We start from the raw sequence: 24,988 nt of genomic DNA on the forward strand, positions 1-24,988 counted from the left end.
ATATAGAAGCTTCGGGTTTTTTTCTGCAAATTAATTTACAGGTAAAGAAAAATCCACATGGCAAACAAATGCTTCTTGATCAATTAGAGCTCTGTTTGTCAGTTCCTTCTTCTTTTCCGGTTCTTGAAGCTGTACAGAAGAGTAATTGACGATTCCAAGGCCGATTTCCGTCCCTTTTGAATCCATCAGCCGAACAACTGAACCGCTTTTGAATTTCCCTTTAATCTTCTGTACACCGTCCAGGTATAAACTCGATTGGCCGTTTGTTATTTTTCGTGAACAATCATCTGATAAAAACATTTCACCTTCCGGACCGGAATTAAAAGCGATCCATTTCTCCTTTTGATTCAACGGAAGCGTTCCTTCTGCTTCAAAATAGGTGCCTTCCGCCTGTTCATGAACGGCGTGGTATAAAATATCGCCAGCATCTGCCTGACCTAGGAAACCTTTAATGCCAGACGCCATTACGATTTTAAACGCATCAAGCTTAGAGCGCATGCCGCCGGTGCCAACGATGCTTCCAGTGTCACCTGCGCATGCTTCGATGTCAGGTGTTATTTCACTCACCCGCTGTATCCTTTTCGCTTCTGGATTTGTGCGCGGATTGCCATCATATAATCCGTCGATATCTGATAAAATCACAAGCATATCTGCATCAATCAATCCTGCGACTTTTGCAGCGAGTGTATCATTGTCGCCAAACTTGAGCCGATTGACGGTAACTGTGTCATTTTCGTTTATGATCGGGATGATGCCGCGCTCGAGCAGTACATTCATTGTATTCCTGACATTGTTATATCGATATTCATCAGAAAAATCGCTTCTTGTAATTAAAATTTGGGATGCGACATAGCCGTGTGCCAAAAACAGCTTTGAATAAGCCTCCATCAGCAATCCCTGGCCGACTGAAGCTGATGCTTGTTTTTCTGGAAGCTTCTCGGGCCTTTGGATAAATCCGAGCTTCCGATATCCCGCCGCCACTGCGCCTGAGGAAACCAAAATCACTTCATAACCGGCGTCTTTGAGTTTGACGACCTGGTCGACCAACGCTTCTAATTTTCGAATGCTGATTTCTCCATGGAGGCTTGTTAATGAACTGCTTCCAATCTTCACAACGACTCTTTTCATGCTTGTATCAGGCGTCACTTTATCACTCCTGATAGCGGCGCTGCAGTTTTTTCGATATCTTCGCTGATTTCCTTTGAACGCTTAGCCGCATGCTTTATTGCTTGAGAAATCGCTTCTCCGCCGCCGCTCTTTTTCAAGGCTTGCAGCCCCGCTGCTGTCGTTCCGTTCGTTGACGTGATATTATCTCTTAAGATCTCAGGATGTTCTCCTGTTTCCATGAGCATTTTTGCGGCACCTAAAAGTGTCTGTGCGCCGATGCTTCGAGATAACTGTTTATCGAGGCCCGCTTCCTCGCCTGTCTTTTCAATGAATTCCATTAAATAATAAAAATACGCGGGGCCGCTGCCTGCAATTCCGGTAAATATATCCATTTGATTTTCTTGGATTGTATAGACTTCGCCCATGCATCCGAGCAATGCTTCGGCCAGCTTCTTCAGGTCTTCCGACACATATTTGCCAAGGGCAAGAGCTGTTGCAGAAGCGCCAATCATACTGGAAGTGTTGGGCATCACTCTGACAACCGGCTGTTCATTAAGCAATGATTGTTCAATAAAAGAGGTGGTTATGCCGGCAAGGACCGACAATATTAATTGATGGGGTTGAATACGTGATTTTAGTGATGACAGAGCGTTTTCGGCGTCTTTTGGCTTCATTGCCAAAATGAGCACATCCATGTCTTCAATACATAGTTGGTTCGGCAAGGCGCCTTTGATTCCATATTGAAGTTCAAGTTCAGTTAATCGCTCTGTATTGCTGCGGTTTGTAACGCAGATGTTTTGTTTCGGGATTTTGTTGGCACGAACGATACCTGATATCATTCCTTCCGCCATAGATCCTGCTCCTATAAAGGCTACTTTCTTTTGATCAAAGATCGGTAACATCTCCTTTGTTCGCTTTTTTGTTCGCATTTTCACACGTTTAAAATGTTACCACGTGAGGAAATGATGTCAAGTTTGAAGGCCATTATTGATTTGTATTGTTTCTTTTCGACAAATATGTATAATGAAAAGCAGAAAACACCCGGTTCACACTGCTGCGCCGGGTGTTTGTTTCTATTAAAAATTATCTGAGAGAGCTTTTTCAATCAGTTTTTTACAGCGATCCAGCTCTACCTTCAGCTGTTTTTTATATAGCTTGGCAGCTTCGTAATCTTTAAATTGATAGAGGACGACTTCCTGGAGCTTAGCCCCTTCTTTTTTTACTTTAATTTGTTTTAGTATCCCGTCATCAAGAAGCTCATGCAAAGACCGGTATACTTCTGTATGATTTGGTTTAAAACCAATCTCTTTAAATTCAGACCGAAGTACTTCAAGCAGCTTTAACCCATAGAGTCTCTCTTGCTCTGTCATCGTTATCATATAAAGCTTCAAAAATGCGCGCTGTTTCACTAAAAAGCCTGTTGAACTCCTTTTTTCTTCTTTCATCATATGCACTCCTTCTTCTGTCACTGACAACACTATGTACTAAATATTCAATTTTCTTTTAATGTTTTCCTTCTTTATATTAAAGACTGATAGTCCAATCATTCTATGTTTACTGATTATAGGTGTAGCGGAAAAAATAAATTCCAACTGAACATTTGGTACATAGTTTTCTTAGTTCTATTATAGCCTGCATTCACTGCTATCTTCAATTTAAACGATTGTCAGGTTTACATATCGCATTTTACCGGTACGGATTTCATTCAACTAAAAAAACCTGTCGAAAGACAGGTTTTCATTTTTAAGGATTTGTTGACCATAATCCCGCTGTTTTGATGAAAATACGAGGATCTAATTTCAATTGTGCCACCATGTACTCAGCAAGATCCTCAGGCTGCATCACTTTTTCAGGATTACCGTCTGTTAAGTTCAATTCGATAGACATATCACTAGCAACAGTGCTCGGCGTTAACGCGCTAACTCTGATATTATGTTTTCTCACTTCTTGCATAAGAGACTCTGTTAACCCGAGAACGGCAAATTTAGAAGCGCTGTAAGCACTTGTTACAGCAGCTCCTCTTTGACCCGCTGTAGACGAAATATTAATGATGTCTCCGGCTTTGCGTTCGATCATTTCCGGAAGCACCGCGCGAGTCACATGGTACACACCCATTAGGTTGACTTGAATAATATCTTCCCACTCATCGGCTGACAGATCTAAGAAACCGCCAAATTTGCTGATGCCGGCATTATTAATGAGAATATCGATATCACCAAGCTGTTCCTTCACTTGAGCTACAGCTTGGTTAACCTGATCGGCATCTTTTACATCTGCAGCAGCAAATGCAGCTTTTACACCAAGCGCTTTAACTTCTTCAGCCACTTTTTCTACATTAGCGGAAGTCCGGCCAATTAACCCGATATTCACGCCTTCTTTGGCAAGCGCCAAAGCAGTAGCGCGGCCAATTCCTCTGCCTCCGCCTGTGATTAGTGCAGTTTTATGTTGTAAATTTTGCAATTGAAGCACCCTTTCTTTGTTTACATATGTACGATATCACATTATAAGTACAATACATCCAATACGCAAATCAAACGAACTGTGTAAATATCATTTCTTCTGATTAAAAAAACGGATACAGGGTAATGACATAAGAAAAGGAGTGAACATATGATTATAGTTTATATCAGTCTTGCAGTATTAGCAGTTTCTATTATCTTCTTAGGAGTTACCGTGATTCAAAACAAGAAAAAAATGGACCCTGCACTAAAGGAGCTTTCCTCTGTTACGCAGGCTATGCAAAAACAAATCGAAGGATTAAAAACAGAAACAGAGCTGCTGACGCAAAAACAAAAGAAGATGCAGCAGGATGTCCAAATGAAAAAATCCGCGTTTCAGCAGACCGCAGCTGAAGTAAAAGAAGTTCCTAAAGCTGTTAAAGAGGTGTGGCAGGCTGGCCATTTAAATAGCAGGTCATGATGAATGATATCCCGTTGTTTCGATCAGAATGGACAATGGGATATCATTTTTTGAGGAGGCTTTCGCATGATTGTAAACCACAGTTGCTTAAAGGAGTTCGCAGAAAAACTACATTCTCTTCCCTCTTCACTTACAAAGTCGGATTTACTTATTTCTCCATTCCATCTCCATCAAGAAAATGAACTTGACATCTACTATTCACCTCATAATGAATATATCAATCGGACTGCTACGATTGTGATTGCCGGGATCACGCCGGGTTTTTCCCAGATGAAAACAGCGTACGAAACAGCAGTCGAAAGTCTGCGGCAAGGCCGCACTCTTGAGCAAATGGCGGTAGATACAAAAATAGCAGCGGGTTTCTCCGGGTCGATGAGACATAACCTTATCACCATGCTGGATTTATGCGGGCTGCCGCAAGCTTTTGGCATTCAAAGCGCCGCAAAGCTTTTTGGAGAATTACGACATATGCTCCATACAACTTCCGTTATTAAATATCCTGTCTTTATCCAGCAAAAAAACTATACCGGATACAAACCGGCTATCACTCATTCTCCTATTCTAAGCACTTATGCTTTTGGGCACTTCCCTGCGGAGCTTAACCATGTGACGGGACCAGCTCTTCTCATTCCGTTAGGAAAAGCGGCCGAAACAGTGTGTGAAACATTGATCAGACAGCACAGCCTCCAGAATTTGATTTGCCTTAACGGCTTTCCCCATCCATCAGGCGCGAACGTCCATCGTTTGAAACAATTCAGCAAAAACAAAGAGCAACTAGAAACACAAATTCGTTCCTTTGCTGCATTGGTTGATTTCGCTATAGAAAAGAGGAAATAAAAGGGATATGATAAACAAAAACACAAACGTGGGGAGTGGTTGAATGTTTCCTATATTAGAAACGGATCGGCTTATACTTAGGCAAATCACAGATCAGGACGCGGAAGCCATTTTTGCTTGTTTCTCAAACGATGAGGTGACACGCTATTATGGGCTTGAAAACATGGAATCTATAGAACAGGCTATTTCAATGATTCAAACGTTTGCGGCCCTCTATCAAGAAAAACGCGGTATACGGTGGGGAATTGAAAGACGGGACACTAAAGAACTGATCGGAACAATTGGCTTTCACGCTCTGGCCCAAAAGCATAGGCGCGCGGAAATCGGTTATGAAATCATCCCCGAGCATTGGCGAAACGGATTTGCATCAGAAGTCATTTCAAAGGTCGTATCTTACGGATTTTCTGCCCTTGGACTGACGCGTATTGGCGCAGTTGTATTTACCGCTAATGAAGCATCAAATCGTCTGCTTCTAAAAATGGGTTTTCAAAAAGAAGGCGTTTTAAGACAGTACATGTATCAAAATGGGACTCCATATGATACAAATGTGTACTCTATTGTGAAACCAAGAGAATGACGGCATTCTCTTGGTCTGTGCGCACATCCCTTTTCCTTTGAAAAGATAAAAAACGCCCTCAAACAGGGCGCTTTCTACTTAAGATGCATATTGAGGAGATGTTTCCTCCTTAACTGCTTTTTCCTCAGGTATATGAATACATTTTGTCAAGACCGCACTTGCAAGGTAAAGGGCCGCAAAGATCCAGACCACGCCTTGCGCGCCGACGAGACCGATGAACAGCCAAGCGAGTGCGGGGCCGACAAACGCTGATAAACCTGCAGCCAAATTCAATACAGACATGGCTGCCCCTTTATCTTTTCCTGCCACCGTCGGCACAATTGCACCAATAGGCACATAGCCTGCCAGCAAACCGCCCCAAATAAAGCCGATTACGCTGACAACCGCTAAGCTTCCGCCGGAGAAAACAGGTGCGTAGTATAATAAGAGGGTGAAAATGCCGCAGCCGACTCCGCCGAACCAAATAACAGTATTTTTCCAGCCGAATTTATCGCCGACAATACCAAAGATAAGGTTAAACACAATGTTCCCCAGGAAAATCGTTCCCCAAATTTGCAGCCACACATTGGTTGAAATTCCATGCTGGGCCATGTGCATCGGCAAAAAGACTGGAAAACCGTATGTACCAATGCTGTTGATGATTCTGATGATTCCGCCTGTAAGCACGCGCGGATTTGTAAATAGAATCGTAACCCCTTTTAAAAGCTCCTCGGCTGTTTCTGATCTTTTTCTTTTCTTCTTTTCAAAACGGTCTTTATTGATAAACAATGCAAAAAATGCACCGAGACATACCCAGAAAATAGAGCTCCAAAGCGTATTCAAATAACCGAACGCTTTGATCGCGTAGCTTGAGTACCAAGCGCCGAACACAAACATGCCGAGGCAATATGCAATCCAAAACCAGCCGACAGCAGTGCTCAGTTTGCTTTGCGGTGTTCTGTAAATGACCCATGTCAAGAAAGAATAAGCAAAAAGCGGGTAACCTAACCCTTTTACGAAGTAAGTCACATACATCACTGGCAGGTTCAGCTGTTCAAATCCAAATACGATAAAAGCAGCTGTACCGATCACATAAAACAACAGCCCCATAAACATCGTTCGTTTTGCGCCAAATGCTTCGAGACATACACCCGAAAACCAGGAAGCTATGGCAAGCGCAATTCCATATATACTAAAAATGGAAGCGGACTGCTGAATGGTGAGCCCGTTTTCGATCAAAAAAGGACTGAGCCAGCCTTGTTCAAGGCCATCTCCCATCATAAACAAAACAACCCCTAAAAATCCCCAGGCAAGCCGCTTCGGTATTCCTATTTTATCCAACATATCTGTCTCCTCCTTAGATGCTCATATCAATCAATTACCGTATTACCTTATTAAAGTTGAAAATTAAATGATTCCTCAAAACAGCAGAAATGCCGCCTTAAATTAATACTTTGCTTTCTGAACCTGAAAAAAAGCGCTGTGTTCGCTTCCATTTCTCATATAAAGCCAATTCTGTCTGACAGTCCTTCGGTTCGATCACCCGGACATTTGCTGACATCTCCTCCGTTAATTGAAAGGTTTCATTGCAAATGACTGCAGCTCCAACAACAGATGCCTGATGATATCCCTCTTGGACATAGACCTTTTTTTGAAGAAGGTCCGCGATATATTGAGTGAGCGCTTTGCTTTGGAATCCCCCTCCGCACACCCAAACATAGTCACGTTCAAACGGAGTAACCTCTGTTAAAATGTCAAAGTTCCATTTGATTGAAAATGCGATCTCTTCTAGCGCTGCACGTACAAAATGTGCCCTCTTTAAATGTGCTGACAGCGGGGCATCAAAAAGAAAAGCGCCTCTCGTTAACGCATTCTTTTCAGCCGATAAATAAGAGCCGAGAACCGCTACACATGCATGGTCTTCTTTTGCAAGTGCAGAAATCTCCTCCTCCATTACTTCGTACGTTTCATTCGGATAAAAAATCTGTTTTAATTTTTGATAATTCAAGCCGGTAATTCCCGGATTCGTTTCCACAAGCCAATGCCCTTGATCTGTGTGACAGTTCAGCCAGGTTTTATGTTTTGTGTCGCTATGATTCGCAGTAATTTTGGTTATTGGCGTTGTTGTCCCTGATACAATGACAATGTCCTCAAGTCCAGCTCCGGTGCTTTTGACAGCCAGCTGTGTATCCCCGCCCCCTGCTATAACCTTAGCATTTATTGAAAGGCCTAATTCGGATGCATATTCATTTGCTATCGTTCCAATTGCTGTCCCCGCTCTAACAAGAGGCGGAAGGATAGATGGAGAAAAGCCAAATATATCGCACATCTCTTCTGACCAAGTGTTTTGCTTCACATCAAACAACAGGGTTTCTGTTGCCTGTGATGGTTCATATGTTAATATTCCGCTCAGTTGGTACGTCACCCAATCACTGATGCTTGTAAAGCTTGCAGTCTTTTCCCATAAAGAGGGCTGGCGCTGTTTTAATCCATAAAGCTTGAGCGCAGAAAAAAGTGCGGTTGGCAGGCGGCCTGTGCGGCTGTATATCTCTTCCCGATCGGGAATGCTCGCCTCCCACTCTCGACCGCGATTATCGATGTTCGGCAACCCGAGAAAAGGATTGCCGTTTTGATCGATCAGAACAATTCCCTGTCTTTGGCTCGTCGATGTCAAACCAATGATGTCAATATCATGCGAACGGGATAGCGCACGTTTTGCCAAATTCATCACCTGCTTCCACAGCACCTGAGGAGAAAAATAACGGCTGTCCGGGTAAAGCGTCTCTGTGGAATACACAATGTCCTCCCGTTCAACTGTTAGAACACTGCCAGTTACACTCACGACCGCTACCCTCGCATTGCCTGTGCCAATATCAAAAACGAGATAGCCTTTTTGTTTTTTCATTCTCTTAGCCTCCTTTCTTATCCCCCTGTTTTCAGTTCGTCCTTGTTATACACTGTCGGAATATTAAGAGTTTTCTCACCCTTCCACTTTTTGAGGGCTTTATTCAGTATCGTCACGTGATGATCCTCCACTTCAAATGTTGCTCCAGCGAGATGCGGTGTTGCCAGAACATTAGGCAATGAAATCAATTCATAATCTGATTCCTCTGGAGGTTCATGATAAAAAACGTCTAATATCGCACCTCTGATTTTATGTTCTTTTAATACAGATAAAAGATCTTCACGGTTTACAACAACTGCTCTTGAAGTATTGACGAAAATCGCACTCTGTTTCATCAGATCAAAATACTTCCGATCAATAAGTCCAAGTGTTTCCTCAGTACGAGGCAGATGGACAGAAACGATATCACTGTCTGAATACACCGTTTTAAGAGATACTTTTTCATACAGCGGATGATCGTCTTGAATGTATGGATCGTAATACTTTATTTTACAGTCAAACGCAGTCAGCAGTTTTGCAATCCTTTGACCAACCGCCCCGAACCCAATCATGCCAACCGTTTTTCCTGATAATTCATTTCCTTTAAATTTGACATAAGCCTGTAGGTAATCACTGTCCCACTTTCCATCCTTCAGCCATTGATTCGAGACGCTGGTATGGCGGAGAAAGGTAATCACATTTCCAATAAACATTTCAGCAACGGCTTGTGCATTCCGCCCTGGTGTATAAAAAACAGGTATGCCTCTTTTTGAGGCAGCTGCCACATCCACATTGGAGGGCATTCCCCTGCAAACACCGACAAATGAAAGTTCGGGAACAGAAGCAAATACGCTGTCTGTTACCTGATCAAGCTCAGTAATCAAGCCTGTCGCATTTGTTGCTTTTAGCAGCTGAATGAGTTCATCTTCCCGATATGCCCGGCCTTGTTCCTTCCAAGATTGATAAGCAACTGAGCCAAACAAGTTTTCTAGCTCTTTTCGTCCTTCTTCGTTGTACGGTGCTGTAACCAAAACCGTCATGGTGCAAAACATCCTTTTCATCGTATTTTTCATAAAAAAATCTCTTTCCGAAGATGGAAAGAGATTCATATATAGGCGCGCTCTGTTACAGGCAGACGCCGGTATAAACCTTGCTTTCCTATCTTTCAAGCTGTCGCTTGCTGGAATTGGCACAATAATGTTGCCGAGGTTTCATAGGGCCAGTCCCTCCACCTCTCTGGATAGAAAATGTTGAGTATGTAATTTTCAGAATAAAGAATACGTTTATCATAAAGAAGTCTCATATTGATGTCAATCTCTTTTTTTCAGAATTGACGTTATCATCGGAAATGTTATAATTCTTACAAAATATCTAACTAGAGAGAGGAACTGGGCCATGAAATCTTTTGCCACACAACAAAACGGCATTTTCAAATCCGTTTGCTCGCTGGACTGCCCGGATCAGTGCGGATTGTTAATACATAAAAAAGACGGGAAAATCGTAAAAGTGCAAGGAGACCCTGATCATCCTGTCACAGCTGGAAACATATGCAACAAAGTCCGGAATATGACGGAGCGCATCTATGATGAAAAGCGGCTGACTACACCGCTCAAACGAACAGGTGCGAAAGGCCAAGCGATATTTGAACCGATTTCCTGGGAAGAGGCAATCGATACGATCACCTCCCGCTGGAAACAGCTGATTGATGAAGAGGGAGCTGAAAGCATACTTCCTTACAGCTTTTACGGAAACATGGGGAAATTGACAGCTGAAGGAATGGACCGCCGCTTTTTTTACCGCATGGGGTCAAGCCAGCTTGAACGGACGATTTGCAGCAAAGCGGGATCTGAAGGCTATAAATATACAATGGGCATAAGCGCGGGAATCGATCCTGAGGAAACTATTCATACAAAACTATTTATTTTTTGGGGAATCAATGCGGTCAGCACAAACATGCACCAAATTACGATCGCCCAAAAAGCGCGAAAACAAGGTGCCAAAATTGTCGTGATCGATGTGCATAAAAATCAAACAGGACGTCTCGCAGATTGGTTTATTCCAATAAAGCCGGGAACAGACAGTGCACTTGCTCTTGGCATCATGCACATTTTATTTAAAGAAAACCTTCATGATGAAGCATTTCTTTCCGAGTACACGGTTGGCTATGAAGAGCTCCGTGAACACGTGAAACAATATGATCCTGAAAAGGTATCGACGATCACCGGTGTCAGTACCGAAGATATTTACCGACTGGCAAAAATGTACGGGGAAACCTCCCCTTCTTTTATCAGAATCGGAAACGGACCCCAGCATCACGATAACGGCGGGATGATTGTAAGGACGATTGCCTGTCTTCCGGCGATCACCGGCCAATGGCTGCACACAGGGGGCGGCGCAATTAAGCATAACAGCGGAATTTTAGAATATAACACAAATGCCTTGCAGCGGCCCGACTTATTGCAAGGGCGCACACCGAGGTCGTTTAATATGAATCAGCTTGGCAAGGTGCTTTTGGAAACAGACCCGCCGATTCGCTCTCTTTTTATTTACGGAACAAACCCGGCCGTCGTTGCGCCGGAAGCAAACAAGGTCAGACAGGGCTTGCTGCGGGAAGACTTGTTTACTGTGGTTCATGATTTGTTTTTAACGGAAACGGCTGCATATGCGGACATTGTACTGCCTGCAACATCCGCTTTTGAAAATACTGATTTTTACACCTCCTACTGGCACCATTACATTCAGCTTCAGCAGCCGGTGATCAAGAGATATGGGGAAAGCAAGTCTAACACTGAGGTGTTCCGATTACTGGCTGAAGCCATGGGATTCACAGACCAGGAGCTTAAAGATTCAGATGAAGAATTAATCCGCCAGGCGCTTGACCATCCAGATAATCCGCATTTGGCAGAGATTGATTACGATGCACTTGCTAAGCATTCATTTATGAAAGCGAAACGCGAAAAGCCACTGTTTCCGGGCGAACTTCCAACGCCAAGCGGAAAAATAGAATTATATTCAGAAAAAATGAAACAAGACGGCTTCCCGGCTTTACCGACATATACACCTCTTGTAACCGATAATGAACATCCGTTTATGTATGTTCCGGGGCCAAACCATAATTTCTTAAACTCAACATTTTCCAATAATGAAAAACACATCAAACTTGAAAAGACGCCAAAGCTCTTTATCAACACAAAAGATGCTGAAGAACACGGAATCGTTGATGGGGCACCTGTACGAATTTGGAACAGCCGGGGAGAATGCCAGCTGACCGCTGCAGTTGGAGAACAAGTACTGCCAGGTGTCGTTGTCAGCCAAGGATTATGGGCGGATGAACAAGGAAAAAAACAGCTTGTAAACGCGCTAACCCCAGACCGATTGTCCGATATGGGCGGCGGCGCCACCTTTTTTTCAGGCCGTGTACAGATTGAAAAGGTTTGAAAAATAATGAAACCCGGAGTATGCCAAGCCCGTATAACATAACATCGACATAATGGAGGCATACACATGGACGTTTTTTTAGGAATTGGTATTGCTTTGGCTGGATATTTTATCGGTGAAGGCTTAAAGCAGATGAACCATACAAAAGGTAGTGAACAAAATGATATCTTGCTTATAAAAGAACGGGATATTTACTTTTACATCGAACTTTTTTTAGGAATAACAACGTCTGAAGCAAAACAGTTAGCTGGAGACATGGCAGACCTGCCTTACATCGAAATAAACGGAAAAAAATATGTACAGAAACATATGTTAAAAGATTGGACATTCACATTAGTTGAAAAACATCAGGGTGAATAAAACAAATCTGAGGAGAGCGAGATTCATTGTCACGCTCTCCTCTGTTTAGCTGTATGGATTGACCGCCACCAAAACTTTGTTCTATAAGCGCTGATAAAACGATAAACCACCATCTATGTTCTTTCCTCAAACGGCTCGAGATGCCCGTTCCACAACAATAGTTTTTATATTCCGATGATGTGATGATCTTGATGAACGTATGTATCGTAAAACACTTAGAAAACCTATTCGGTTCGAATGTGTGCTCTCATTATGTCCCCATACTGCGCCTTTATCCGCGGAGGATTTTTTTAAAAAAATATGAAACCTAAAGCTTTTAGATTCACGCAGCAATGTTAGTGCAATACCCTGAATTTTTATTGAACCTCCATATTTCTCCGATTGGTAAAATTCAGCCTATATACCGGAAGCTGTACGTTTATAAAGGATCAGAGAATCCCATAACCAGTAAATCACTGCAGCCGCAATACTTAACATATAATAAAAGTACGATTGCAATGTCCATGCTATTGATGCAGGTTCATTGATAACAAAAAACAGGAAAGCTGCGATAAAAGAAACCACACTGTAAATCAATAGGTACATGACATTGAATGTTCTCGCTTTTTTCTGCAACTTCATTTGAAGCGGAACAGCAAAAAGGCCATACACCACAAAACCGTATAACAAAGCAATTGCTGCCGTAAACAATGCAATTATCATATCGCCATACATAACGAAAGAATAAAACCCTAAAAACAAACCAAATGTAAGGCTGGATAGCCCTAATGTCATTAAATAATATGATGCGCTTTTTTTCATTTTCCCCCCCCTTGTTTGATTTATTCACAGTGCTGTTAGTATAAATTCACAACCTTTGTATTTCTTTTATCGAGATGTCTTCCCCAACAATGCGATGATAAAAAGTTTCAAAAATACGACTTTTTATTAAATAATACGACTGGCATGAAAATGCCTCTCCTGATTGGCCAAAGCGCGAATGAAAAAAGTGCATGAATACCTGATCAACAGACAAAATAAGAAGAGTTGATATTCAACACTTTTCGTAAAGGAGTGAAACCAATGAGTAAAAAGGGAATTCAAAATTCAAGTATTGAACAAATGAGAAATGACCATGAGACTGAAACCGCTTTTAAAGCAGATAATCCTAAAAAACATGGTTCTGAGCCTAAAAGAACGAAATAAGTTCTTACCCGCACTAAAATATCAATAATCTGGAGGAAGAAAAGTGACTCAAAAAAATGGAGCCGACAGACCTGATGATTATAAAAGATTTTCTTCATTAGACAAGGAATATGATTTTCAGCAATCTATAAGCAGCAATACTGAGACAGAAAGTGTAAACACTGAAACACAAACTCATAACAAAGAAAACAAAAATGACACAACAGATGTTGCCGGGAAATACTTTGAGCCCTCAGATTATAAAGGAAGCACGCAATTAGAAAAAGGATTGGCTGAAACTCATGAACAGGTCAGCGATGACTATTTTGAAGGGACGATCGATCAAAATTTGGACTAGCCATACAAACGGAGCTAACTTAAAAGGTCAGTTAGCTCTGTTTGTAGAAACACCACAGTAAAAGTAGCAAACCCCCACCGAATAAGATGGGGGTTGCACGTAAGTAGCCTGTTTAATATTTAAAACGATTAATGACGGTTTGAAGTTCTTCTGCCAACTGAGATAGAGATTCTGCGGCATAGGAGATTTCCCCCATTGAATGAAGCTGTTCCTGTGATGAATTTGCAACCGCTTCTGTATTTGCAGACGTTTCTTTTGTTCCAACGGCCAATGTATGAACTGTGTGCTGAATCACTTCAACGCCTGATGTAAGCTGTTGAGTTGCCGCTGCGACTTCTTGTATTTGAGAAGTGACCTGTTCCACAAGGTTCAGTATTTCATTGAAATTTCCTGTTGCCTCTTGAGAAAGAACAATGCCTGAGCTCACATTTTCTTGAACAACCTTAATATTGTTTACCGTTTCTATCGATTCATTTTGGATGGTCGCTACCACCGATTGGATGTGGTTTGCAGATTTATTTGTTTCATCCGCCAACTTCCGAACTTCTTCTGCCACCACAGCAAATCCTTTTCCTTGCTCTCCGGCTCTGGCCGCCTCGATCGCTGCATTTAGTGCCAACAAATTTGTCTGCTCTGAAATCGTCGTGATAAGCGAAGAGATATCGCTGATTTCTGCTGTGCTCGCTACCAATGTTTGCAATCCATTGCCGGCTGAATCTACAGACTTATCAATGAATTTCATCTGATCTAACATCTTGTTGACGGACTTAGAGCCTATTTCAGCCTTGTCTCTCATCGAAGAAGAAAGATCCGCTATGTTCCCTGTATTTGAAGCGACTGATGATATACTGTCTAATAATTCAGTAATGGATTCCGCACTCTTTTCTGTCATTGAGCTTTGCTTCACATTGCTTTCGGCAGCCATCTGCATGGCTCTTGAAATATGTTCAGATGTTGATTTCGATTCTTCTGCGCTTGCCGATAATTCTTCGGAGGAAGCGGCAACTTGTTCAGATGAGCTGCTGATCTGCTTCACAATTTGAGTTAATGAATGAGTAAAAGAATTAAACGATTGGGCAAGCTGGCCAAATTCATCTTTATTTTTCACAATGACTTTTTTGGTTAAATCAGCGTCGCCGTGTGCAATTTCCTCCAGCTGCTTATTTATACTTCTTAGGGGCACCATTATGGACTTTAACAGCATTATGCTTAAAACAACGCCTAATATAACTGATATCCCGGTGACAATGATGATGAGCCATTGACTCATTTTCCCATTGCCTCGTATTTCATCTTTTAGATCCTCCACCTCTTGATCCAGGCGATCAGACAGCTTATTGACAGCCGGGTCTACGCCTTCTTTTCTTAGTGTTCTTTCTTCTCCAAAATGGATGGTTTCTGCTTTTTTCGGATTTGAAGAGTAGGCTGTTACTACTTGCTGATTCAAAGCTCTATACTGAGTAAAACTTGTCTTAATGTCTTCGATATTTGATTGATATCTCTCTTCATCAATCAAGTCATTAACCCGGTCAAGACTCTTTAAGACATCGTCTGCTTTTTCCTTCATACCCTCGTCGTATTTTTTGTCTCCGGTAATCAAGAAGCCTCTTTCATCATTTGATAACCCGGTCAATTCATATTGGATGTGTTTTATCTCTTTTTGGAATTCCATTTTGTCTTTAAGTTCTTCATTCTTTTTCACAGTAGAAGAAATCATAAATACTGAGGAGCCTCCAATTCCAATAATTGAAACAACTAATATTGATATAATCCCCAGCAATTTTGTTTTCACTTTCATGTGTCGTTTTCCCTTTCCGCACAATGTAATGGCTGAAATAAAATATGTTCAAGCGCGTTTGAATCCAATTCGCTTACGCTCATGTCCATAATATCGACACGTGTTATCAAGTTTTATAGTGCTATTTTCATATGAATAAGCAAATTCTTTACGGCTCTGAATCTTCAGAAAGGCTTCAAGAAAAATTGGCTGTTTTTTGTCGTATAAGTCACTCTTCTCATTTTCTATTAGGCATACAAAAAAGGCTTTTCCCACCTCAAATTGGCTGAACCGGCTGTTTTCTCGAAAATATAATACAATACGCAGCATAATATGAAGGAGCGAACTTTAATGGGGATCATCAATGGTAAAGAATTCATTGACCGATTGAATAAACTAGAAAACGAAATATGGTATGATGGCGAAAAAATAAAGGGTAACATTTCTGAGCATCCTGCATTTAAAGGAATAATCAAAACAAAAAGCTCACTTTATGAATTGCAAACAAAGGATGAGTTAATACATGAAATGACTTATTGCCTTCCTGGAGATGATGATCGAATCGGCATTTCCTATCTCCAGCCTAAAACCAAAAATGATTTAAAAAAAAGAAGGAACATGATTGAACATTGGGCTAGACATACTCACGGAATGATGGGGAGAAGTCCGGATTACATGAATACGGTTATGATGAGCTTTGCTTCGTCAGCGGAGCTTCTCAAAGATAAAGAGAATTGCTTTCCTGAACATATACTAGATATGTATGAACAAGCTGCTAAGCATGACCTTTCCTTTACCCATACATTCATTACTCCGCAAGTGAACCGGTCACAGTCCTATTTTGGGCTAAGTGAAAAACCGATATCTGCTAAAGTCATTGATAGAACCGAAAAAGGTTTAATGATTCATGGCGCACGACTGCTTGCAACACAAGGCGGGCTGACCGATGAAATCTTGGTTTTTTCAGCGCCTAAATTTTTCTTTGAAACAGATGAAGCTTATGCTTTTTCAATCCCTTCTAATACAAAAGGCGTAAAATTCATCACAAGAGAATCATTTGTATTAAGCGACTCTTCCTTTAATCATCCTTTAAGCTCAAGGTATGAAGAAATGGATTCAATTGTGGTTTTTGATCATGTGTTAGTGCCGTGGAATCGTGTGTTTTTTTACGATAATGTGGAAGCAGCTAAAGATTTTATGACAAAAAGCTCTTTTCATGCCTTTACCTTTCACCAGGTTGTCATTAGGCAAATGATAAAAATTGAATTTCTATTAGGTGTTGCACAGCTTCTTGTCGACACCATTAATGTTTCCGAATATCAGCACATCCAAGAAAAGCTCTCAGAAATCATTGTGGGATTGGAAACAATCAAAGCGCTCATTGACAAATCGGAAAATGATGCTCAGTTAGATGAATTCGGCTATATGCGCCCCTGTTTAATTCCTCTTCAAGTCATCAGTACGATCATTCCTAAGCTATATCCTCGATTTACTGAAATCATACAATTAATTGGAGCTAGCGGAATGGTGACACTGCCTACCGAAAATGCATTTGACTCAGAGATACGGGAAGATCTTGACCAATATCTTCAAGCAACCAATACAAATGCTGAAGAACGTGTGAAAATTTTCCGTTTGGCATGGGATTTAACAATGAGTTCATTCGGAACTAGACAAACTCACTACGAAAGATATTTTTTCGGAGATCCTATTCGGATTTCAAACAGGCTGTATACCAGTTATCCAAAGCAGGAGCAGTTGAACATGATTAAAACATTTTTACATGCAGATACAGAACAATGAAAAAACAGCGGGAAAAGATCCGCTGTTTCGTATTTTTTATTCAGGAAACTGAACATGGCCCGGTACTGTATAGGCTTTGGACGTTCCGCTTTCAGGCAGCTTTGGAATGGTGTCTTTCACAACTTTTCCGCGGATGTCAGTCATTTTGACTTTGAGAGAGCCTGTCCCTAAATTTGTACTCACAAAATGGTTATAGTCCATTTTCTCCATGTTGATCCACTTACCATCCTTTTCATATTCCATTTTCATCACAGGATACTTGTGATTTCTGACTTGGATTGCTGCCCACCACCTGCTGCTGCCTTCTTTGATCCGGTACGTGAAATTGCCGGTGATTGGGGCTTTGACAACACGCCATTTAATATTGATTTTTCCGTCTTTCATATTGCCGATTTTACGGAAGGCATTAGGTGACAGATCAAGAGCTCCCCGAGCGCCTTCGGGATAAAGATCAGTAACATATACGGTTGTTTTCCCTTTTGGCCCTTCAACTTCCAAATAAGAGCCGGCAAGTGCCGCTTTTACTCCACCGTAATTGAGATCCGCCGGATTTATTGCAGTAATCTCCATATCGGAAGGAATGGGATCCAGCAGGAAAGCTCCTCCTGAATAACCTGACCCTGTATACGTTGCATAACCTTCATGCAGGTCGTCATATGCTGCCGAAGCTTGCGGGGAAAAACAGAAGATCGTCAACAAAACCATACCAACAAATGCACTCATGATCTTTTTCATATTGGTCCTCCTCAAACCAGACTTCAAATGAGAATCATTATCATTATAAGACTCAATCCATCTGGTTTGAAAGAGGAAATAGATTCATAGATGATTTTAAGGCAAATTCACTATCATTCATATATCAAATGTAGCGTACTTATGAAAAAGGCAATACAAATGAACGAATGTGCACTTCAGCCGAATGTCTTATTTTTCCCTCTCAAAATTCGCATAACAATAACGAAATGAGACAGGCTGTTGGCCTGATAACAGCTATACAGGATAAGCTATTTTTCCCCGCTCAGTTTCCACTTAGCTGTCATCATAATGCCAAATATCAGCACAATCGGAACCCAAATAATGAAGTGATAAAAATCAGGCTCAGCCAGAGCAACAATAATAGCCCCCACACAATATAAAATAATAGCCAGTGCTCTTAACACAGTATCTCTTAAGAAAGTCTTCTTCTGCTTCTTAAAAAACAAACGGCCGGATATATCCTCTAAAAGAGAAGCCAAAGTGCCGGTCAACACAGTTGAAGAAATACCTGCGATCCCCAGTTTTTTTGCTGCTGTAGTTTGAATCCCCATAGAAATGCTCATGAGTATAATTAGAATGTGCACAGGAACAAATGCCCGGTAAAAGGAAAGACAAGCAAAGACAAACAAAATGAATGCTTCAAGTGCGAGGGCTTTTGTCACAGCAGAAGGCCAAAGGGTATTTTCCGCCTTCCCTACCATCAATGTGGCAATGATCACGCCGCATATAAATCCGATTAGCGCAGTCAAGGAATTAAAAACAGTGACCTGAATGGATTTGCCGATAGCTAACCCCAATAATACAATGTTTCCAGTCATATTAGCTGTGAACACATGTCCCAGGCTTAAATACCCGATTACATCCACGATTCCAGCTGTTAAACATAAAAGTGATAGCAAGGTGTTTCGATAAGCTGCTGCAGTCAACGGTGTATCAATCCTTTCTTTTATTTTAATTGTTAGTATGTCTTTTGGCGCAATCTGTATTTTTTAAGTAACCCAACATTAATTAGGAAGATAGAACCTATCATTCCTTTCCATTAACTGTAATAATAATCCCCGCAAGGAAATTATTAAAATTGAAAGGAAGCATATTATGATGAAACGACTTTGTTTATGGTTCACCGTCTTTAGTTTGTTTTTGGTTCTCTTGCCTGGAAAAGCATTAGGTGCAGTCGATTTTCCGAATACCTCAACAAATGGCCTTTTAGGTTTTGCCGGAAATGCCAAAAATGAAAAAGGCATTTCTAAAACGGGCACAACGGGTGGAAAAAACGGGCAGATTGTTTACATTCAAAGCGTAAATGATTTAAAAACCCATCTAGGAGGATCCACTCCGAAAATTTTAGTGCTTCAAAATGATCTTTCCGCATCTGCGAAAACAACAGTTACCATTGGCTCAAATAAAACACTCGTGGGCTCTTACGCGAAAAAAACGCTGAAAAATATTTATTTAACAACTTCATCAGCTTCTGGAAATGTCATTTTTCAAAATTTAACGTTTGAACACAGTCCGCAAATTAACGGAAATAATGATATCCAGCTTTATTTAGATTCCGGTATGAACTATTGGATTGATCACGTCACATTCTCAGGACATAGCTATAGTGCAAGCGGAAGTGATTTGGACAAACTCCTGTATATCGGAAAATCTGCAGATTATATCACGATCAGCAACTCAAAATTTGCGAATCATAAATACGGTTTGATTTTAGGATACCCGGATGATTCTCAGCATCAATATGACGGCTACCCTCACATGACAATCGCCAATAATTATTTTGAGAACTTGTATGTTAGAGGCCCAGGTCTGATGAGATACGGTTACTTTCATGTTAAAAACAATTACAGCAACAATTTTAACCAGGCGATTACAATTGCTACAAAAGCAAAAATATATTCCGAATATAATTACTTTGGGAAAGGCAGTGAAAAAGGCGGCATCCTTGACGACAAGGGCACTGGTTATTTCAAAGACATAGGCAGCTATCCATCACTCAACAAGCAAACCTCTCCGCTGACTTCTTGGAATCCCGGGTCAAACTATAGCTATCGTGTCCAATCGCCGGAATATACAAAGGAATTTGTCACGAAATATGCCGGATCACAAAGTACAACTCTGGTATTTGGCTACTGATATAAAAGAGGCCCTGCGTTAAAAACGCTGTGCCTCTTTTTATACTTATAGGCTATTTTTAAGCGATCCTTGTAACTCCATCAAGATCCAACATCGGTCCAACCAAAAAGCATATGTTTTTTTCCACAATAACTTCTTAAATGGCTTTCTTATTATACCAGTTTATCGCAAGTAAAAAGAAATCATTGTTCTGAACCTGTATTAAATGAACTTTCGTCCCACACACTATTCAAAAACCCCTAAAAAGGATGATGGATATGTGCGGCAGGTTTACTTTGTTCTCTGCATTTGATGATATTATTGACCAGTTTGACATCGATCAATTTTTTCCTAAAGATGAATACCAGCCAAGCTATAATGCCGCACCATCACAAAACATCCTTGCGATCATCAATGATGGATCAAATAATCGCTTAGGCAAGCTTAGATGGGGACTTATTCCACCTTGGGCAAAAGATGAAAAGATCGGTTATAAAATGATCAATGCTCGAGCCGAAACAATTACCGAGAAACCTGCCTTTCGAAGACCGCTTGTCAGCAAACGCTGCATCATACCAGCAGACAGTTTTTATGAATGGAAACGGCTTGATTCCAAAACCAAAATCCCAATGCGGATCAAATTGAAATCATCTGCTCTTTTTGCGTTTGCTGGCTTATATGAAAAGTGGAGCACACATCAAGGAGATCCTCTTTATACCTGCACCATCATAACAACTGAGCCTAATGAGTTCATGAAAGATATACACGACCGAATGCCGGTTATATTGGCCCATGATCATGAAAAGGAGTGGCTTAACCCCAAAAATACAAACCCTGATTATCTGCAAAGTTTGCTGCTGCCTTATGATGCTGATGACATGGAAGCATACCAGGTTTCATCATTAGTAAATTCACCTAAAAATAATTCAGCTGAGCTTCTTGATGCAGAAAATCATATGTAGTGATTGAAATTCTCTAGCAAGAACTTGTCAACTAGCTTTGTTCCTTAGGTGCCAATCCTTCTAGTAATTATGAATATTTAGTACATAGATCAATTAGTTATTTTTAGTATCAGTTTGAAATAATTTTATTATGTAAACTTAAATAAGCAATGTTATCCCTTTCATATAAAATAGTTTACATTTTTATAAAATCGCTTTACTTTTCTATTTTGTCAGCAAAAAAACTGAACCACATTAAACTTATGAAACCTGCCGCACCTGTGATTGCAAATATGATTTAAGCCCATAGAGGTAAATCCATACACTTTCCCTCCTAAGAATTAAATGAAATTTCTTTCATCTTACATGAAGGTCTTCTTTCTTTTGTTTATCCAGTGTAATACTTAATAATATGTTGATGAATGCAGCTGGAAAATATATCAATCCCACTCCCAGAATGCCTAGTATCGTACTTAAACTTACTATGTAATTCTTTGTCATCGTTTGACTGTCAATCAATATTAGAAGTGAAATCAATCCAGCTAAAACACCTATAAACCAAGCATCGCCAACAGAATAAGAATCATCCAGCATCCCTAACCATCGCCCTAATATAGAGCTCCCAATAGCAGTCAAACTGGATAAAAATATGAGTGCTTTCAATCTTGTCCTCCTTTAAAGCCAATCAAACTGGTAGAAATCGGCCATTGAATTTCCATTAGCGGGTGGTTATCATTTCCACATTAACATTTTAAAGCTCATTACAATACGATTCAAGCAGAAAAACCCTACATAACGTATATATAGGGATTTGATAAAATACAGGCCAAAATTCAGCTCTATTTACTTTAAAAAGATATGAAGGGCAGCTGTGTGATCTGTTACGTCTTTACGTACCGGGATATTTCACAACAGGCACTTTCTTCTTACGCAGAGAATCAAGCATGACTGATCCAGCATTCAAGTTGCTTTGCACTAATTCTTTAGGCGTCAATGCCATCCACTGATTGAGTGACACATCTGCATAGCGGTTACTTTTGAACATTTCTAAAAACCATAATGTTTCTGTACCAGTATTTTGTATATAGTGGCCGGCATTAGAAGGCACGTATCCAACGTCGCCTGCTCTATAATCAAATGTGCGGGCAGTCCCATTTCCGATAAATACCGTCATTCGTCCCTGTCCTGTTAGATAATATTGCCACTCATCGCTATTGGGATGCCAATGAAGCTCTCTCATCGCGCCAGGCTCAATCTGAACAAGTGCAGCGGCTATCGTTTTTGAAATTGGGAAGTTAGAAGAATCCACAATTCGTACACTCCCCCCTGGCATTTGAATTGGGGGTTGATTTAACAACTCGTGTTTAAAGGTCATGGGGACTTTTCCATATGGTGACTGAATGTCTTCACTGGCGACTGATCCCGGCACATTCCCTTGGTAGATATAGACTTGCTCAGACGGAAGAGAGTTGAAAGCATTCACTGGGACACCAAAATTTGCAGACAGAACGTCTTTTGGTGTGTGTGCAAGCCAATCTGAAATGGTTAACGTTGAAAACTCAGAAAAGTTTCCATCATCGAATACGAGCAGAAACTCGCAGTGTTCCAATCCCTGTATGGAATGCGGAATTCCTGCTGGGAAGTACCAAAGGTCGCCGGGACCAACATCAGCAATGAAATTTCGTCCGTCTTGGTCAACAGCGGTGATACGTGCCCGTCCCAAAAGCATATAAGCCCACTCCGCTTGCTTATGCCAATGAAGCTCGCGGACGCCTCCCGCAGTTAAGCTCATGTTTACACCTGCAATCGCAGTCGAAATCGGAAGCTGTCTTACGGTGATTTCTCTTGACCAGCCGCCATGATCTAATTTCATAGGAGCGTCTGAGAATGAAAATCTCAAGTTAGGAATCATACCCTCATCTGTAACAGGCGGAACAAGTATATTCGGATTTTGAATATCCCGCATTATATTTCGCGGGCCTGCATCAATAGCTCCAGCTCCATCACTTCGAATAGGCTGCGGCACGTTTCTGTCTTCATGGTTGATTGGTTGTTGTTCCAACAGCATGCACCTCGTTTTAAAAATGAACATGATTTTATTTCAGCCTATGCAGAATCTTAGATTGCTGTGCCTAGGAATCCGCAAATAAAAAAGTGACCACCAATGTGATCACAAATACAGCGAATAAGCTATTTTTTATACCATGGCTTCTTATGTAATTTGATTTCTTCTGTCTGTTTTTTCTGGCCTGTCTTCCACTCCACTTTCACTAATACATCATGTCCTATCACTTCATCTTCAGGCATATAATCAAAGGTGGCGATATGGTCCTCCATGCATCCCCCACCCGGCATTTCATCACCTGTGTACTCTGATAAGTCGTACTCATCTACATTATCATCTTGATACTTTTCGCCATCTACATACAGAGTAATTCTTTCAACAACAGTCCTCTTTTCTTCCTTCTTACTCCCCTGCCAATACAGATTTAGAAAATAATTAGGTCCAATTGAAGTTTTGTCTGATTTTTCAAGGTTAGACATCCACAGTCCGCTTTTCCCGCTGCCCTCATATTTCACTTTGTTTCCTGACACCATTACAAATAATGTGATGATGCAGATGATCAAGAATCCAGCAATGATCAATAGCCATTTCTTAATGTTGTTCTTTTTTCTCATGTTTTTCCCCACTTTCCTAACTCTTTAGTAGGAAAATATGATCAAAATGTTACCGAAAAGAAAATAAAAAAGGGCTAATGATCTAACAGATGGCTGTCTAAACTTTTGACTTAAATTAAAGTGCTCTCTAAAGACAAGATTAAAACGTATAACAGCTCTTAAATGCATTTTTTGTTTCATTGAGTCAAGAACCTTAAAATGGCTTTTTATTATTAAAAATCAAGCTAGTGTATTAAGTAACTTTTCAAATTTATTTATACTCATGATCTCGTGAGTCACAAATCTCCCATCAAAAAAAACGCTAAAAGTTGTCCAAATAGCTGGTGACTTTTGTACCTCTTCTTTCGATGATAACTGAATTGACTGAAATTGAACTCTGAAAATTTCGAAATTAGAGTTTTTTAATAATGAACGGGCTGCACTTGTTTAGGTGTTACTGTCATTATCAGTAAAATGTTAAGTTGAAATGCGCAGTCAGTCACAAAGTCTCTATTCGTATTCAATAAAGACTTTGTGATCATCGACAAACATTTCACTCCCATCGGATAATGTATCCAAAAGGCCTCCTCTGGTTCTTCTCTATAGTCATAAATCACAGTCACTTTGACATTTGACTCAGCTATGATTGGTTTTCCAACAATTATTTTCGTTTTTTCCTCAGGCAAAGTAAGAGATCGAATCATCAAAGCCATTCCATCTTTACTGTCTAATAACCGCCATCTTCAGTGAATTTAAAGGTCTGTTTTAAATTGCGACCTTCTTGCCCCTTCTGTGTCCAAATTATAACAACCTCTAATTCAGAGGCCTTATCTGCCAGCATAAAATGATTGAACTTCAGCGGTGAGCCATCATTTAAACTTTCAGCTAACATTTTAGAATCTTCTTTTGGTTTGTCACAATTTTCATCGAGGCATCCAAAAAGTGAAAATCTTGTGATTGAATCAGGATCATTTCTATACAATTGCACATCCACTGTAGCTGCATTTTCCCCTATATTTTTGACTTCCAAGGAATATACTTGATATTCTCCTTTTTGAGGTCTCGCAAATTCCTTTACATTTTTTGCTTCACTTACTTTTACTGACCACTGGTCTGTTTTTTGTGTAATAGGCAACACCGTAAAAGTCAGAGCATGCGCTTTTGATTGGCAAAACGAAAATCCAACTGCTGTAAAAACAATTACAGAAAATAATACCCTTTTCACTTCATTTATCCCTCCTTCCTTTTCGCTGGCCGCTCCTTAAAGAATTGATTTTGAGCAATCTACAAGCTCTCTTAACCAAAACCTTACCTA

Annotated in this window: 26 protein-coding genes, 2 pseudogenes and 1 riboswitch; of the genes and pseudogenes, 10 read left to right on the forward strand and 18 right to left on the reverse strand. The window is 40.7% G+C overall.

Annotation, left to right across the window (positions count from 1 at the left end):
- Nucleotides 1–30: 30 nt before the first annotated feature.
- The 4 genes from proB to NYE49_RS10120 all read right to left on the reverse strand — a co-directional run bounded on the left by proB (nt 31) and on the right by NYE49_RS10120 (nt 3,567).
- Nucleotides 31–1,146, reverse strand: a complete 1,116-nt coding sequence (proB, locus tag NYE49_RS10105; protein ID WP_047182702.1) for a glutamate 5-kinase — start codon at nt 1,144–1,146, stop codon at nt 31–33.
- Nucleotides 1,143–2,036, reverse strand: a complete 894-nt coding sequence (gene proC / locus NYE49_RS10110) for a pyrroline-5-carboxylate reductase (RefSeq protein WP_080344271.1) — start codon at nt 2,034–2,036, stop codon at nt 1,143–1,145. Before proC ends, proB begins: the two co-directional genes overlap by 4 nt.
- A 147-nt stretch (nt 2,037–2,183) precedes the next feature.
- Nucleotides 2,184–2,552, reverse strand: a complete 369-nt coding sequence (gene rtp, locus NYE49_RS10115) for a replication termination protein (protein WP_003220337.1) — start codon at nt 2,550–2,552, stop codon at nt 2,184–2,186.
- 298 nt (nt 2,553–2,850) lie between these two features.
- Nucleotides 2,851–3,567, reverse strand: a complete 717-nt coding sequence (locus NYE49_RS10120) for a 3-ketoacyl-ACP reductase (RefSeq protein WP_047182704.1) — start codon at nt 3,565–3,567, stop codon at nt 2,851–2,853.
- 150 nt (nt 3,568–3,717) lie between these two features.
- Here NYE49_RS10120 and NYE49_RS10125 point away from each other — a divergent pair, with 150 nt between their 5' ends.
- The 3 genes from NYE49_RS10125 (at nt 3,718) to NYE49_RS10135 (ending at nt 5,440) form a co-directional block, all read left to right on the forward strand.
- Nucleotides 3,718–4,026 (forward strand): DUF948 domain-containing protein, encoded by a 309-nt coding sequence (locus tag NYE49_RS10125; protein ID WP_015483303.1) that lies wholly within the window; start codon nt 3,718–3,720, stop codon nt 4,024–4,026.
- A gap of 66 nt (nt 4,027–4,092) precedes the next feature.
- Entirely contained in the window at nt 4,093–4,863 is a 771-nt protein-coding gene (locus NYE49_RS10130; RefSeq protein ID WP_047182705.1) for a hypothetical protein, read from the forward strand.
- 43 nt (nt 4,864–4,906) lie between these two features.
- Nucleotides 4,907–5,440 (forward strand): GNAT family protein, encoded by a 534-nt coding sequence (locus NYE49_RS10135; RefSeq protein WP_047182706.1) that lies wholly within the window; start codon nt 4,907–4,909, stop codon nt 5,438–5,440.
- A gap of 78 nt (nt 5,441–5,518) precedes the next feature.
- Here the strand turns inward: NYE49_RS10135 and NYE49_RS10140 are convergent, their stop codons facing one another.
- The 3 genes from NYE49_RS10140 to NYE49_RS10150 all read right to left on the reverse strand — a co-directional run bounded on the left by NYE49_RS10140 (nt 5,519) and on the right by NYE49_RS10150 (nt 9,376).
- Nucleotides 5,519–6,763, reverse strand: a complete 1,245-nt coding sequence (locus tag NYE49_RS10140; RefSeq protein ID WP_047182707.1) for an MFS transporter — start codon at nt 6,761–6,763, stop codon at nt 5,519–5,521.
- Nucleotides 6,764–6,860: 97 nt separating this feature from the next.
- Nucleotides 6,861–8,324, reverse strand: a complete 1,464-nt coding sequence (locus NYE49_RS10145) for an FGGY-family carbohydrate kinase (RefSeq protein ID WP_174616704.1) — start codon at nt 8,322–8,324, stop codon at nt 6,861–6,863.
- A 17-nt stretch (nt 8,325–8,341) separates the two neighbouring features.
- A complete protein-coding gene (locus NYE49_RS10150) occupies nt 8,342–9,376 on the reverse strand; it encodes a 2-hydroxyacid dehydrogenase (protein ID WP_174616705.1) in 1,035 nt (344 codons plus the stop codon).
- Nucleotides 9,377–9,458: 82 nt separating this feature from the next.
- Nucleotides 9,459–9,550: riboswitch (SAM riboswitch) on the reverse strand.
- Between the two features lie 148 nt (nt 9,551–9,698).
- On the opposite strand from NYE49_RS10150, the gene NYE49_RS10155 reads away from it, so the two are divergent.
- Nucleotides 9,699–11,741: a molybdopterin oxidoreductase family protein gene (locus NYE49_RS10155; RefSeq protein WP_174616706.1), complete on the forward strand. Its 2,043-nt coding sequence runs from the start codon at nt 9,699–9,701 to the stop codon at nt 11,739–11,741.
- 66 nt (nt 11,742–11,807) lie between these two features.
- Nucleotides 11,808–12,101, forward strand: coding sequence for a hypothetical protein (locus NYE49_RS10160; protein WP_047182709.1), 294 nt, complete (start codon nt 11,808–11,810; stop codon nt 12,099–12,101).
- A gap of 396 nt (nt 12,102–12,497) precedes the next feature.
- Here NYE49_RS10160 and NYE49_RS10165 read toward each other — a convergent pair whose 3' ends face one another.
- On the reverse strand, nt 12,498–12,902 hold the full coding sequence (locus NYE49_RS10165) for a UPF0715 family protein (protein ID WP_047182710.1): 405 nt from the start codon (nt 12,900–12,902) through the stop codon (nt 12,498–12,500).
- A gap of 261 nt (nt 12,903–13,163) precedes the next feature.
- On the opposite strand from NYE49_RS10165, the gene NYE49_RS10170 reads away from it, so the two are divergent.
- Both NYE49_RS10170 and NYE49_RS10175 read left to right on the forward strand, forming a co-directional pair.
- Nucleotides 13,164–13,286, forward strand: a complete 123-nt coding sequence (locus tag NYE49_RS10170) for a hypothetical protein (RefSeq protein WP_015483307.1) — start codon at nt 13,164–13,166, stop codon at nt 13,284–13,286.
- Nucleotides 13,287–13,329: 43 nt separating this feature from the next.
- Nucleotides 13,330–13,623: a YozQ family protein gene (locus NYE49_RS10175; protein ID WP_014477001.1), complete on the forward strand. Its 294-nt coding sequence runs from the start codon at nt 13,330–13,332 to the stop codon at nt 13,621–13,623.
- Between the two features lie 112 nt (nt 13,624–13,735).
- Here the strand turns inward: NYE49_RS10175 and NYE49_RS10180 are convergent, their stop codons facing one another.
- Nucleotides 13,736–15,421 (reverse strand): methyl-accepting chemotaxis protein, encoded by a 1,686-nt coding sequence (locus NYE49_RS10180; RefSeq protein WP_047182711.1) that lies wholly within the window; start codon nt 15,419–15,421, stop codon nt 13,736–13,738.
- A 330-nt stretch (nt 15,422–15,751) separates the two neighbouring features.
- Here NYE49_RS10180 and hpaB point away from each other — a divergent pair, with 330 nt between their 5' ends.
- Nucleotides 15,752–17,203 (forward strand): 4-hydroxyphenylacetate 3-monooxygenase, oxygenase component, encoded by a 1,452-nt coding sequence (gene hpaB, locus NYE49_RS10185; protein ID WP_174616707.1) that lies wholly within the window; start codon nt 15,752–15,754, stop codon nt 17,201–17,203.
- Nucleotides 17,204–17,239: 36 nt separating this feature from the next.
- On the opposite strand, the gene exlX is transcribed toward hpaB, so the two are convergent.
- Both exlX and NYE49_RS10195 read right to left on the reverse strand, forming a co-directional pair.
- On the reverse strand, nt 17,240–17,938 hold the full coding sequence (exlX, locus tag NYE49_RS10190; RefSeq protein WP_015383820.1) for an expansin ExlX: 699 nt from the start codon (nt 17,936–17,938) through the stop codon (nt 17,240–17,242).
- Nucleotides 17,939–18,207: 269 nt separating this feature from the next.
- Nucleotides 18,208–18,885 (reverse strand): YoaK family protein, encoded by a 678-nt coding sequence (locus NYE49_RS10195; RefSeq protein ID WP_015483310.1) that lies wholly within the window; start codon nt 18,883–18,885, stop codon nt 18,208–18,210.
- Between the two features lie 172 nt (nt 18,886–19,057).
- Here NYE49_RS10195 and NYE49_RS10200 point away from each other — a divergent pair, with 172 nt between their 5' ends.
- The gene (locus NYE49_RS10200; RefSeq protein WP_047183563.1) at nt 19,058–20,095 is read left to right on the forward strand and encodes a polysaccharide lyase family 1 protein; all 1,038 of its coding nucleotides are present in this window, start codon (nt 19,058–19,060) and stop codon (nt 20,093–20,095) included.
- 257 nt (nt 20,096–20,352) lie between these two features.
- A complete protein-coding gene (locus tag NYE49_RS10205) occupies nt 20,353–21,036 on the forward strand; it encodes an SOS response-associated peptidase (RefSeq protein WP_047182713.1) in 684 nt (227 codons plus the stop codon).
- 336 nt (nt 21,037–21,372) lie between these two features.
- On the opposite strand, the gene NYE49_RS10210 is transcribed toward NYE49_RS10205, so the two are convergent.
- From NYE49_RS10210 to NYE49_RS10240, 7 genes and pseudogenes are all read right to left on the reverse strand, one after another.
- Nucleotides 21,373–21,678 (reverse strand): hypothetical protein, encoded by a 306-nt coding sequence (locus NYE49_RS10210; protein WP_047182714.1) that lies wholly within the window; start codon nt 21,676–21,678, stop codon nt 21,373–21,375.
- Nucleotides 21,679–21,904: 226 nt separating this feature from the next.
- Entirely contained in the window at nt 21,905–23,083 is a 1,179-nt protein-coding gene (gene oxdD / locus NYE49_RS10215; RefSeq protein ID WP_041518236.1) for an oxalate decarboxylase, read from the reverse strand.
- 122 nt (nt 23,084–23,205) lie between these two features.
- The gene (locus NYE49_RS10220; protein WP_047183564.1) at nt 23,206–23,694 is read right to left on the reverse strand and encodes a YdhH/YoaO family protein; all 489 of its coding nucleotides are present in this window, start codon (nt 23,692–23,694) and stop codon (nt 23,206–23,208) included.
- A gap of 24 nt (nt 23,695–23,718) precedes the next feature.
- On the reverse strand, nt 23,719–23,874 hold the full coding sequence (locus NYE49_RS10225; RefSeq protein WP_144052040.1) for a hypothetical protein: 156 nt from the start codon (nt 23,872–23,874) through the stop codon (nt 23,719–23,721).
- Between the two features lie 39 nt (nt 23,875–23,913).
- Nucleotides 23,914–24,069, reverse strand: a pseudogene (locus NYE49_RS10230) (YoaP domain-containing protein); the annotation flags it as partial.
- A pseudogene (locus NYE49_RS10235) lies at nt 24,064–24,296 on the reverse strand (hypothetical protein); the annotation flags it as partial. The pseudogenes NYE49_RS10235 and NYE49_RS10230, both read right to left, overlap by 6 nt.
- Nucleotides 24,297–24,400: 104 nt before the next feature.
- Nucleotides 24,401–24,898: a hypothetical protein gene (locus NYE49_RS10240; protein WP_047182715.1), complete on the reverse strand. Its 498-nt coding sequence runs from the start codon at nt 24,896–24,898 to the stop codon at nt 24,401–24,403.
- Nucleotides 24,899–24,988: the final 90 nt, after the last annotated feature.

Origin of the sequence: Bacillus sp. FSL L8-0358 (genome assembly GCF_038593095.1) — a bacterium.
Lineage (GTDB): Bacteria > Bacillota > Bacilli > Bacillales > Bacillaceae > Bacillus > Bacillus subtilis.